General features: G+C 66.0%; 12 protein-coding genes. 10 read left to right on the top strand and 2 right to left on the bottom strand.

Translation table 11 applies throughout. The annotated features are described in order from the left end of the window. Positions 1-330 (bottom strand): DHCW motif cupin fold protein, encoded by a 330-nt coding sequence (locus NKT35_RS06360; protein ID WP_254299914.1) that lies wholly within the window; start codon positions 328-330, stop codon positions 1-3. A 134-nt stretch (positions 331-464) separates the two neighbouring features. Here NKT35_RS06360 and NKT35_RS06365 point away from each other — a divergent pair, with 134 nt between their 5' ends. The 7 genes from NKT35_RS06365 (at position 465) to NKT35_RS06395 (ending at position 9,308) form a co-directional block, all read left to right on the top strand. Further along, complete coding sequence (locus NKT35_RS06365) at positions 465-1,670, top strand: benzoate/H(+) symporter BenE family transporter (RefSeq protein ID WP_254299915.1); 1,206 nt, start codon at positions 465-467, stop codon at positions 1,668-1,670. 94 nt (positions 1,671-1,764) lie between these two features. Continuing rightward, positions 1,765-3,153, top strand: coding sequence for an aminopeptidase P family protein (locus NKT35_RS06370; protein WP_254299916.1), 1,389 nt, complete (start codon positions 1,765-1,767; stop codon positions 3,151-3,153). Between the two features lie 259 nt (positions 3,154-3,412). Then, positions 3,413-4,960: a 3-hydroxyacyl-CoA dehydrogenase NAD-binding domain-containing protein gene (locus tag NKT35_RS06375; protein ID WP_254299917.1), complete on the top strand. Its 1,548-nt coding sequence runs from the start codon at positions 3,413-3,415 to the stop codon at positions 4,958-4,960. A gap of 11 nt (positions 4,961-4,971) precedes the next feature. Beyond that, positions 4,972-6,183, top strand: a complete 1,212-nt coding sequence (locus tag NKT35_RS06380; RefSeq protein WP_254299918.1) for an acetyl-CoA C-acyltransferase — start codon at positions 4,972-4,974, stop codon at positions 6,181-6,183. Between the two features lie 17 nt (positions 6,184-6,200). Next, entirely contained in the window at positions 6,201-7,412 is a 1,212-nt protein-coding gene (gene hemA / locus NKT35_RS06385) for a 5-aminolevulinate synthase (protein ID WP_254299920.1), read from the top strand. Next, entirely contained in the window at positions 7,409-8,581 is a 1,173-nt protein-coding gene (locus tag NKT35_RS06390) for an MFS transporter (protein WP_254299922.1), read from the top strand. Before hemA ends, NKT35_RS06390 begins: the two co-directional genes overlap by 4 nt. Continuing rightward, positions 8,574-9,308, top strand: coding sequence for an enoyl-CoA hydratase-related protein (locus NKT35_RS06395; RefSeq protein ID WP_254299924.1), 735 nt, complete (start codon positions 8,574-8,576; stop codon positions 9,306-9,308). The genes NKT35_RS06390 and NKT35_RS06395 overlap by 8 nt, the downstream gene beginning before the upstream one ends. Before the next feature lie 55 nt (positions 9,309-9,363). Here the strand turns inward: NKT35_RS06395 and NKT35_RS06400 are convergent, their stop codons facing one another. Next, positions 9,364-9,939 carry a type 1 glutamine amidotransferase family protein gene (locus NKT35_RS06400; protein WP_254299926.1) on the bottom strand — a complete coding sequence of 192 codons (576 nt, stop codon included), beginning with the start codon at positions 9,937-9,939 and terminating at the stop codon, positions 9,364-9,366. 229 nt (positions 9,940-10,168) lie between these two features. Between NKT35_RS06400 and NKT35_RS06405 the strand changes: the two genes are divergently transcribed. From NKT35_RS06405 to NKT35_RS06415, 3 genes are all read left to right on the top strand, one after another. Then, complete coding sequence (locus NKT35_RS06405) at positions 10,169-10,438, top strand: hypothetical protein (protein WP_254299928.1); 270 nt, start codon at positions 10,169-10,171, stop codon at positions 10,436-10,438. Positions 10,439-10,614: 176 nt separating this feature from the next. After that, positions 10,615-11,028 (top strand): putative periplasmic lipoprotein, encoded by a 414-nt coding sequence (locus tag NKT35_RS06410; protein ID WP_254299930.1) that lies wholly within the window; start codon positions 10,615-10,617, stop codon positions 11,026-11,028. Between the two features lie 293 nt (positions 11,029-11,321). Continuing rightward, positions 11,322-11,939, top strand: coding sequence for a glutathione S-transferase family protein (locus NKT35_RS06415; RefSeq protein ID WP_254299937.1), 618 nt, complete (start codon positions 11,322-11,324; stop codon positions 11,937-11,939). Positions 11,940-11,942 lie beyond the last annotated feature (3 nt).

Raw genomic sequence — 11,942 nt, forward strand, 5'->3', positions numbered from 1 at the left:
TCAATCGACGATGAACAGCTTGGCGCCGTCCGGCGCGCGGGAACGGTGGGCTTCGGCGTGGTCCGCCACCTGGTAGCTCATGCCGGGCTTGAGGATGAACACGCGGCCGTCGTCCAGCTCGGTGTGCAGCTCGCCTGCCAGGCACAGCAGGATATGGCCCTTCTCGCACCAGTGGTCGGCCAGATAGCCGGCCGTGTATTCCACCATCCGCACCCGGATGTCGCCGAACTGGCGGGTGCGCCAGTAGGCGCGGCCCTGTTCGCCGGGGTGTTCGACGGCGGGAAGCTCGGACCAGTCGGTGATGCCGAAGGGGATATCGCGCAGCTGCATGGAAGGTTCCTGTGGGATTGACTGTTATATAGAACAGATACGCCTCAGCATAAACTGTTTGGCCGGCTTGTGGGAGCGCGCCGGCCATCCGCCGTGGCACGCTGGCGACAATTCGCATTGATAGGAGTTTCGCCATGTGGCAGACCTTGCGGCGCGACGCCGCCCCTTCCGCCCTGCTGGCCGCCGTGCTGGCCTTATTGGTCGGATTTTCCGGCCCCTTCCTGATCATCGTCCACGCCGCCCAGTCGGCCGGGCTGTCTTCGGCGCAGCTGGCGTCCTGGGTGTGGGCGGTGTCCATCGGCTCCGGCGTGGCCGGCCTGTGGCTGAGCCTGCGCTGGAAGGCGCCGGTGATCACCGCCTGGAGCACGCCCGGCGCGGCGCTGCTGCTGGCGGCGCTGCCCGGCGTGCCTTATCCCGAGGCGGTGGGCGCTTTCCTGGCCGCCGCCTCCATCGTCACCCTGGTGGGCGCGAGCGGCTTGTTCGATAAGCTGATGGCGCTGTTTCCGCCGGCTTTGGCGGCGGCTTTGCTGGCCGGCATCCTGTTTCATTTCGTCGGCGAAGTGGTGAGCGAGGCGGCCGGCCATCTGGGCCTGGTGCTCGTCATGGCGGGCCTGTTCTTCATCGGCCGGCGCTGGTTTCCGCGCTATGCCTTGCTGGCGGCCATCGCGGCGGGCGCGGCGCTGTCGGCCGGCGAGCTGCATGCGCCGGCAGCCAGCGCCCTGCCTATCGTCGCCATGCCGCTGTTCACCTGGCCGGCCTGGTCGTGGGCCGCTTTCGTCAATCTGGCCCTGCCGCTGGCGCTGTTGGCGCTGACCAGCCAGTTCCTGCCCGGCATGGCGGTGCTGCGCACCTTTGGCTACGACATTCCGGCGCGCTCGCCGGTGACCGCGCTGGGCGTCGCCTCGCTGCTCACCGCGCCCCTGGGCGGCCACGGCGTGACGCTGGCGGCCATCATCGCCGCCATCTGCACCGGGCCGGAAGCCCACCCCGACCGCAGCCGCCGCTATGTGGCCGGCGTGTTTTGCGGGCTGATCTACATCGTCATGGGCATGCTGGGCGGCGCGCTGGCGGCGTTGGCGCTGGCCTTGCCCAAACCGCTGCTGGTGACGGCGGCCGGCCAGGCGCTGTTCGGCACGCTGGCCTCGTCCTTGAGCGCGGCGCTGGCCGACGCCGAGCATAGAGAATCGGCGCTGCTGACTTTTGTGGTGGCGGCCTCCGGCATCAACTTTGCGGGTTTGGGCGCGCCCTTGTGGGCGATGCTGGCGGGCGGCCTGCTGTGTCGGCTGTTGACCCCGGCCAAACCCATGGCGCGAAAGGCGGAAACGGCGGCGGCGCGCTAGACTCGCGGCTGGCCGGCCGGCGCGGCGCATGATAACTTAGAGAATTGTATACAATGCGCGCGGCCTCGACGCGGCGCGCGGCCAAGGAGAAATCATGTTCGCCCCTTCCGTCTACGCCCAGCGCCGCGCCGGCCTGAAACAAGCGGGTTTGTCCGGTTTGCTGCTGTTTGTCGGCAATGTCGATTCGCCGATGAACTACCACGACAACATCCTGCCCTTCGTGCAGGACTCCAGCTTCCGCTATTTCTTCGGCCTGAACGAGCCGGGTCTGGCCGGCGTGATCGATGCCGAAAGCGGCGAAGCGGTGTTGTTCGGCAATGACCCGGATGTGGCGGACATCGTCTGGACCGGCCCCTTGCCGTCCTTGGCCGAACGCGCCGCGCAAGCCGCCGTGACGCGCAGCCGCCCTTACGCCGAACTGGCGCAGGCGCTGGCCGAAGCGCGCGCCTCCGGCCGCGCCGTCCATTACACCGCGCCGTATCGCGGCGAAACCATGATAGAGCTGGGCCGCCTGCTGGACGTCCATCCGGCCAAGGTGAAAGAAGGCTTCTCCGCCGCGCTGACCCGCGCCGTGGTGGCGCTGCGCGAAATCAAGGGCGCGGAAGAGATCGCCGAGATGGAAGCCGCGCTAGGCGTGACCCACGCCATGCACATCGCCGCGATGCAAAACGCCAAGCCGGGCGTGGTGGAATACCAGGTGGTGGGCATCATGGAAGGCATCATGCGCCGCCACGACTGGCAACTGGCCTACCCGTCCATCTTCTCCAAGCGCGGCGAAGTATTGCACAACCATCACCACGACCACGTGCTGCAACAGGGCGACCTGGTGCTGAACGACACCGGCTGTGCCAGCGGCGCCGGCTACGCCAGCGACATCACCCGCACCTTCCCGGTGGGCGGCAAGTTTTCCACCCGCCAGCGCGAGCTGTATGAAATCGTACTGGAAATGCAGGAAGCCGCCATCGCCGCCGTCAAGCCGGGCGTCAAGTATCAGGACATCCACAAGCTGTCCGCCGCCGTGATGGTGGAGCGGATGGCCGCGCTGGGCTTCTTTAACGGCGACGTGGACGCCATCGTCGAATCCGGCGCTTACGCCATCGCCTTCCCGCATGGCCTGGGCCACCAGATCGGCATGGACGTGCATGATATGGAAGCGCTGGGCGAAGACCTGGTGGGCTACGGCGACGACGCCGAGCGCAGCAAGCTGTTCGGCCTGGGCTATCTGCGCTTGGGCAAGACCCTGAAGGCCGGCATGGTGCTGACCGTGGAGCCGGGCGTTTACTTCATCCCGGCGCTGATCGAAGCCTGGGAAAAGGAAGGCCGCCACAGCCAGTACATCAACTTCGCCAAGTTCCGCGAATACGCCGACTTCGGCGGCATCCGCATCGAAGACAATGTGCTGGTGACGGCGGACGGCAGCCGCGTGCTGGGCGAGCCGATTCCGAAAACCGTGGAAGAAGTGGAAGCCGTGATGGCGGTATAAGCCCGCCGCGCTTGGCCCCCAAAAGAAAACCCGCGCTGTTTTGGCGCGGGTTTTTTCATGCCTGCAGCGCTTTCGCTTAGCTGTCCGATGGCTGGCGGCGCGGCTTTCCCTGCACGCTGATAAGCACATGAAAATTCATTATAAGTAATATATACATTAATTAAATGCTAATGTCAATTAGCCTACCGGACAGTAGCCTGAAAATGCCGAACGAATAGATATTTGTCGTTCGTACATTTCAACCTACATGGTGGCAGCCATGACTGACATTTCGACGCCGGAGGCCTTGGCGGCTTTCAACAGAATCGCCGTGATCGGGGCGGGAACCATGGGGCGCGGCATCGCCTATCACTTCGCCTTGCAAGGCTTTGACACCCTGCTGATCAACCGCGGCGAAACCGGGCTGGCCGCCGCCCGCGAAACCATCGCGCGCGACTTGGAAAAGAAAGTGGGCCAAGGCCGGCTGGCGGCGCAACAGGCCGCCGCCGTCCTGCAGCGGATCGCCTTCACCACCCGGCTGGCGGACGCCGCCGACGCGGGCCTGATCATCGAAAGCGTCGCCGAGGACGCAGCGATCAAGACTGCCTTGCTCGCCGAACTATCCCGCCTCGCGGCGGCGGACGCCGTCATCGCCACCAATACTTCCTCGCTGTCCTTGAACAAGCTGGCCGCCGCGGTGGAACATCCGGCCCGCTTCATCGGCCTGCACTTTTTCAACCCGGCCCAGCTGATGAAGCTGGTGGAGATCATTCCCTCGTTTTTCACCGCCGACAGCGTGATCGCGCGCTGCCAGCGCCTGCTGGCGCAAAGCGGCAAAGCGACGGTGCGCTGCCAGGCCACGCCCGGCTTCATCGTCAACCGCATGGCCAGGCCGTTCTATCTGGAAAGCTTCCGCTTGCTGGAAGAGAACGTCGCCTCGGCGCGGCAGATCGACCGCGCGCTGAAGGCGACCGGGCTGTTCCGGATGGGGCCGCTGGAGCTGACCGATCTGATCGGCCAGGACATCAACTTCCAGGTCAGCACCCAGATCTGGCAGTCCTTGCAATTCGATGCCCGCTATACCCCCGTTTATCTGCAAGGCGCGCTGGTGGATGCCGGCCTGCTGGGCCGGAAAAACGGCCGCTCCTATTTCGCGGCCAGCGGCGATCCGGCGGAAACCGCAGCCGGCGCCGAAGACGCGCCGGACAGCCTGATCCTGTTCGGCCATGACCCGCTGGCGCGCCAGCTGGCCGAGGCGGTCCAGGCCCGCTGGCCCGCGGTCAGGCTTGAGCGCCGCGGCGACGACGCCGAGCTGGGCAGCCATCTGCTGGTGAACCAGGCCTTCATCATCAAGGCCAGCGATGGCCGCACCGCCGCCCAGCTTGCCGCGGCGGCGGGACGCGATGTCTTCGTGGTGGACGTGTCGCTGGACTACGCCGCCGCCGACTATCTCGTCGCCGCCCACAGCCCCGCGCCCGCGCCGGCGCATCTCGCGCTGTTCGGCGCCGCGCTGCGCGCGCTGGCCCCGGTCTTCGACTGGGTCAAGGACTCGCCCGGCCTTATCGTCGCCCGCGTGCTGTGCAGCCTGATCAATGAGTCGGTCGTCATGGTGGAGGGCGGCGTGTGCGCCAAGGCCGATATCCAGCTGGCCGCCACCAGCGGCGTCAATTACGCCAGCAGCCCCTACGACTGGCTGGACGCGCTGGGCGAGGCGCGCGCGCGGACGATACTCGGCCACCTGGCCAGCCAGCTGCACCCCTACCGTTACCGCCCTCATTACGCCTTGCAAAGAAACCCACCCCTCGCCGAACCGGCTGCGGCCGCTTGAAGGATGCCGATATGAGTCTGCATGACGAAAAAATCTACCTGATCGACGGCGCGCGCAGCGCCATCGGCAACTATGGCGGCAGCCTGGCCCTGACCCGGCCGGACGATCTGGCGGCCGCGCTGATCCGCGAGCTGGTCTCGCGCCGCGACGCCATCCGCGACGATATCGACGAAGTGATACTGGGCTGCGCCAATCAGGCCGGCGAAGACAATCGCAACATCGCGCGGATGGCGCTGCTATTGGCCGGGCTCGATCCCAGCGTGCCGGGCATCACCGTCAACCGGCTATGCGCCTCCGGCCTGGACGCTGTGATCTACGGCGCCGCGCGCATACGCAGCGGCGCCAGCGACCTGGTGCTGGTGGGCGGCGTGGAAAGCATGAGCCGGGCGCCATATGTGCTGGCCAAGGGCGAGAGCGCCTTCGACAAAGGCCAGCAGCTGCATGACTCCACGCTGGGCTGGCGCTTCATCAATCCGCGCATGGCCGAACAATATGGTTGCGATCCGCTCGGCGTCACCGCCGAGAACGTGGCGCGCGAGCATGGCGTATCGCGCGAGGCGCAAGACGCCTTCGCCCTGCAGTCCCAACAGCGGGCCGCCGCCGCCATCGCGCGCGGACGTTTCGCCCGCGAAATTGTCCCGCTGGAGGTGAAGATCGATCGCAAGCGCGTCGACCGCTTCGCCCAGGACGAATTCCCCCGCGCCACCAGCCTGGAAAAGCTGGCCGCGCTGAAACCGGCCTTCCAGTCCGGCGGCACGGTGACGGCGGGCAACGCCTCCGGCATCAACGACGGCGCGGCCGTCCTGCTGCTGGCCTCGGGCGCCTATGCGAAACGCCGCGGCCTGCAGCCCCTGGCCGAGATCGGCCCCGCCGCCGCGGCCGGCGTCGCGCCCTCGGTGATGGGCATAGGCCCGATCGCCTCGACCGAGCGCCTGCTGTCGCGGACCGGATTCGCGCTGAGCGATTTCGACCTGTTCGAAATCAACGAGGCCTTCGCCTCGCAAGTGTTGGCGACTCTGCGGCACTGGCGCGTCGCCGCCGACGACGCCCGCGTCAATCCCAATGGCGGCGCCATCGCGCTGGGCCATCCGCTGGGCATGTCGGGCGCGCGCCTGGCGCTGACCGCCGCGCTGGAACTGTCCGAACGGCAGGCGCGCCATGCCCTGGTGACGATGTGCGTGGGCGTGGGCCAAGGCGTATCCCTGATTCTGAAATCCGTCTGAACGACAAGGAAACCCCGATGAGCATTCTGAATATCTTGGAAGCCAAGTTGGATGAAACCAAAAAGCAAGGCCGCTTCCGCGACTATCTGCACCTGGAGCGCAGCGCGCAAGACAAACCCTGGGCCATCCAGCATGGTCCGGCCGGTGAGCGGCGCTTGAATGTGTGGTGCTCCAACGACTATCTGGCGATGAGCCATCACCCCGTGGTGATAGACGCCACCATCGAAGCGGTGAAACGCGTGGGGCTCGGCACTTGCGGCGCGCGCAGCATCTCCGGCACCTCCATCTACCACGCGGAACTGGAGTCCGCGCTGGCCCAGGCCTACGGCAAGGAATCCGCGCTGCTGTTCAGCACCGGCTTCGGCGCCAACGACGCCGCCTTGTCCACGCTCAGCGACGCCATTCCCGGCCTGATCGTCTATTCCGACGAGCTCAATCACGCCTCGATGATCTACGGCATCCGCTACAGCAAGGCGGAGAAGAAAATCTTCCGCCACAACGATGTGGCGCACCTGCGCTCGCTATTGGAGCAGGACGATCCGCAGCGGCCCAAGCTGATCGCCTTCGAATCCTTGTACTCTATGGACGGCGACTTCTCGCCGCTGCAGGACATCATCGAACTGGCAGAAGAGTTCGGCGCGCTGAGCTATCTGGACGAAATCCATTCCGCGGGGATCTACGGCGAGCAAGGCCTGGGCTACGCGGAGCAGCTCGGCCTGCTGGACCGCATCGACATCATCCAGGGCGGCTTCGGCAAATCCTACGGTTCGGCCGGCGGCTATATCGCCGCGCCGCGCGTGGTCACCGAGGCGATACGCAGCTGGGCGCCCGCTTTCGTCTTCAGCACCTCGTCCCCCGCGCCGGTGGTAGCCGCGTCGCTGGCCAGCTTCAACTACAATTTGCGCCACGACACCCAGCGCAAGCACTTGCTGGACATCATCAGCCACCTGAAGGACGGGCTGCGCCGCCTGGGCATCCCGCTGGCCTCAGAAGACAGCCACATCCTGCCGGTTCTGGTCGGCGATCCGCACAAGAACAAGCTGCTGAGCCAATACCTGCTCAAGGAGTTCCACATTTACGTGCAACCGGTCAACGCGCCAACCGTGCCGGCCGGCACGGAGCGGCTGCGCGTGACGCCGACCTCGGCCCACAGCCACGACGATGTGGAGACCTTCCTGGCCGCGCTGGACCAGGCCTGGCAAGCGCATGCGTTGCGGAGAGCGGGATGAGCGCCCTTCAGTCAAACAGCCGCCTGATTCCGCTGGGGCTGATGGCGGCCGGCACCTTCGCCATCGGCACCGACGCCTTCATCGTCGCCGGCGTCTTGACGGAAATCGCGGCGGCGCTACGCGTCGGCCCGGCCGAGGCCGGACAGCTGATTTCGCTGTTCGCCCTGTCCTATATGGTCTTCGCGCCGCTGTCCGCCTGGCTGCTGGGCAATATCAACCGCCGGCGCATCTTGCAGCTCGCCCTGGTCCTGTTCATCGCCGGCAATCTGGCCTGCGCCTGGGCCGACAGCTATCTGCAATTGGCCCTGGGCCGCGTGCTGGCCGCGCTGGGCGCGGCCTCGTTCACCCCGCAAGCCGCCGCGGCCGCCGGCACGCTGGTTGAGGAAAAGCGCAAGGGGCTGGCAATCTCCATCGTCTACGGCGGCATGACCCTGGCCATCGCGCTGGGCATCCCGTTCGGCACCTTCCTGGCCCATGTGATCGGTTGGCGCGACATCTTCCTCGGCATCGCCGCGCTGGGCGGCGTCGCCCTGCTCGGCCTGTCCTGGGTGCTGCAAGACCTGCCGGCGCCGGGCAAGCACAGCTTGCGCGAACGACTCGCCCCGCTGCGGCAAAGAGCGGTGCTGTCGACTTTGCTGATCACCTTTTTCGCGGTCAGCTCGGAGCATATCGTCTACAGCTACGTCAGCGTGTTGCTACGGGACACCCGGCTGGGCGTGGAAGCCATCCTGCCGCTGGCGCTGCTGGTTTTCGGCGTCGGTGCCGTGATAGGCAACGCGGTCTCCGGCGTATTGACCGATACACTGGGCAGCCGCCTCGTGCTGCTGGTTTCGATAGGCATCCAGACGCTGTCGTTGTTCCTGCTGGCCTTCTACGCGCATTCGCCGTGGTGGGTGCTCGGCATCTTCCTGATCTGGGGCGTCACCGGCTGGATGTATCTGGTTCCGATCCAGCACCGGCTGCTGTCGCTGTCCAAACGCTTCGGCGCCCTGACTGTATCGCTCAACAGCGCGGTGCTGTACGCCGGCATCGCCGCCGGCGGCATGCTGGGCGGACTGACGCTCTACAGCCTGTCGGTCACCGTCCTCCCCTGGCTGGCCTTGCCGCTTGGCCTGGCGGCGCTGTTGCTGACCGCGGTGTGCTTCCGCAAGGAGCCCGAGCATGGCTGAGGCCTCGCCTCCGGTTACGCTGGAGCGTCTGGAAGGCGGCGTGGCCCTGATCCGGCTGAACCGCCCCGAGAAGAAAAACGCCATCCACCTGCCGATGGCGCAAGGGCTGCAAAGGCATTTGCGCGCAATCGAAGCCGATGGCGAGGTGCGCGCCGCCGTGTTGACCGGCCACGCCGGCTGCTTCTGCGCCGGCATGGATGTCCAGGCCTTCGCGGCTGGCGAGCTGCCCATCGTCGAACCTGAGGGCTTCGCCGGCATTGTCAGAGCGCAAAGGCGCAAGCCGCTTATCGCGGCGGTGGACGGCATCGCGCTGGGCGGCGGCTTTGAAATCGCGCTGGCCTGCGACCTGATCTTCGCTTCGCGCGAAGCGCGCTTCGCCTTTCCCGAGGCGGGGCGCGGCCTGGTCGCGGCCCAGGGCGGCTGCGCCAGGCTGCCGGCGCGGATTTCGCCCTATATCGCCCTGGACTGGCTGCTGACCGGCCGCCTGGTCAGCGCCGAAGAGGCGCATCGCAGCGGCGCGATCTCCCGCCTCTGCCAGGGCAGCGCGCTGGACGAGGCGCTGGCGGCCGCCCGCGAGATCGCCGCCAAACCCTCTTGGGCGATAGAAGCGGCCAAGGCCATCGTCAGCGGCGAATGCGATCTGAGGGACGCGCCCGCCTTCTCTCGACAAGAGCCCTGGGTGCAATCCGCGCGCAGCCAGGCGCGAGAGGCCCTCGCCCGATCCTGACCGCATCGCCCCCCTCGCGGGGGGCTTCTATCTCGCCTGGTTTGCCCAGGCGCGCCTATTGCGCCACGCGCCTATGCTCGGCCGCATGCTGCGCCAGATAAGCGTCCAGATCCGCCCCGCCAATGCCCAGCTCGCGCAGGATCTCCGCCATGAAACTGACCGGCGCGGTGCCAGACGCCGTCACCACGCCGCGCTCGCCGACCGCGTGCGGCACATCCTGGTAATGGGCGGCGCCGGCATAGCCGGCAACGGCCAGGTTATCCGCGGCATTGGAGGTATGCCGCACCGAATCCAGCACGCCGGCCTGCGCCAGCGCGCGCGTGCCGTCGCAGATGCCGGCCACGACCACGCCTTGCGCATGGGCGGCGGTCACCAACTGACTGACATCGGGCGCTTGCGGCGTGCGCCAGATCGTGCCGCCGCACACGATCAACAGGTCCAGGTCCGACAACTCAATCGCCTCTATCGCCAACTGCGGCGTGACCCTCAAGCCGCCCGATGAGGTGACCGGCGCGCCGCCTGGCGAGGCATATTGCACATCGAAACCGTAATACCCGCGGCAGCAGGAATTGATCAGGGCGGTTTCCCAATCGGAAAAGTTTTCGGTCAGAACTGTAATGGCGCGTTTCATAAGACTCCCAGGCTGTGTCAGTCGTAAACGCCGACTGCGGTGTTTGGAAGTCCGCAAGATAATCCAGCGCGTTGACAGGTCCTGTCAGGAGCATCGACGCAGACCCGGCTTTTGCTTGGGGCGGATGCGCAGCGCCGCTGCCGCGCCCAACACGGCAATCCCTCCGCGATAAACCCGCTACACTCAAATTGACCGTCTGTTTCCGCTTTAGCGACAGGAGGAGGCCGCCATGAACGCGCTCAGCCGTGAAAACCTGCTGTGTCTGGTAGAGGATGTGGAGGCCGAGGACCCAATCGACTATGCCGATCTGCCTTTTGATGAACACAATCTGCGAGAGCTGATTGTCGATTCGCTGCTGGAGCGGGAACTGACTTTCCGCGCCGAAGAGCCGGACGAGGCCAAGCGCATGCTGGTCTACCTGGCCGCCACTGCGCGGCTGACGCTGGAAAATCTGGTGCTGCATGCCCGGCTGCTGCGCATCGGCCGCGAAGAAGGCTAAGTGCCGGCCGGCCGCGCCCACCTGTTGCGCAAACGGGAAAAACTAGTCATTTCAAATACTTGATTGACATTCCAAATTAAGTATCGGCGTCTCCGGTTAGGAAAGTCAGGATAAGATGCGCCCTTTCGCGCCGCGGCTGGCTTGGCCTCGGCGCTTCCTCTTAGCCGTTTACGCCCATGCACAAGATTTTCATCCCCTTATTGTCCGCGCTGGCCCTGGCTGGCTGCGCCGCCCATTCCACCTCCACCATGAGCAGCGCCTCCCTGCATGGCGAAGTGGCGATCTACGACCAGCAGCATGTGACGCGGCAAGCGCTGCCGCACACCCGCGCTTACGACAACACCAGCCTCAGCCGCTACGAATTCAAGGCCAGCGGCGAAGGCAAGCCGGCGCTGTACGGCGTGCTGCCCTTGCAGATCAATACGGCCAATATGGTTTCCGGCGTGCTGCTGTTTCCGCCGGCCTTGCTGGCCGCGCGCGGAGTCTATGCCTTTTACGACTTCGACCTGGATCGCGGCGTCGTCCGCTACCGTGAGCGCGAAGCCGACGCCTGGGCGGAATATCTGCCGCCGGCCGCCGCCGCGCGCTGACCCGAAACAGCGCCGGCGTCTCGACGCCCCGCTCTGAAGACCGCATCCAACCTGACCGCCCGCCTGGCGGCGGTGTGTTGCCAGCGGCGGATCTCTGCCCGCTCCCGCCTTTTCTCCTTGCGCGGCCTGGGGCGGCGCGTCTTGGCTCTGGCTCGTTTCCAGGTTTTATCCGCGACGCGACAACCGCGCCGCGCGGAACCGCACTCCGCAAACGCGCTGCAAAACCAAATGGAATAAACATTTGGCATGGCCGGGATTATACTGTCGCTTCCTCCCACTTTCAGGATGCCGCCATGCTCCGCCTGCTTGGACGCGCCAACTCCATCAATGTCCGCAAAGTGCTGTGGACCTGCCATGAAATCGGCCTGGACTATCAACGCGAAGATTGGGGCCGCGGCGTACGGCCGGTTTCCGATCCGGAATTCCAGGCGCTCAACCCGCTGTCGCTGATCCCGGTACTGGTGGACGGCGACACCCCGCTGTCCGAATCCAATACCATCTGCCGCTATCTGGCGGCCAAGCATGGCCGCCATGATCTATTGCCGGCATCGCCAATCGAGCGGGCGCGCGTCGAGCGCTGGATGGATTGGCAGCTTGGGGATTTGAATCCGGCCTGGGCCTATGCCTTCCATGCGCTAAGCCGCAACAGCCCGGATCATCAGGACCCCGCGCGCATCGCCGAAAGCGTGGCGGCCTGGAGCAAGCAAATGGCCGTACTGGAATCGCAGATCGGCGATGGCTGGCTGCTGGGCGCAACCTTCACGCTGGCCGACATCGTCTTGGGCCTATCCATTCAGCGCTGGCTGCTGACCCCGTTCGACAAGCCCTCCCTGCCGAAAACGGAGGCATATTTCGAGCGGCTGCGCCAACGCCCGGCCTATCGCGCCCATGGCGGCGGCGGCATTGCCTGAGTC

Origin of the sequence: Chromobacterium sp. IIBBL 290-4, from assembly GCF_024207115.1 — a bacterium.
Lineage (GTDB): Bacteria > Pseudomonadota > Gammaproteobacteria > Burkholderiales > Chromobacteriaceae > Chromobacterium.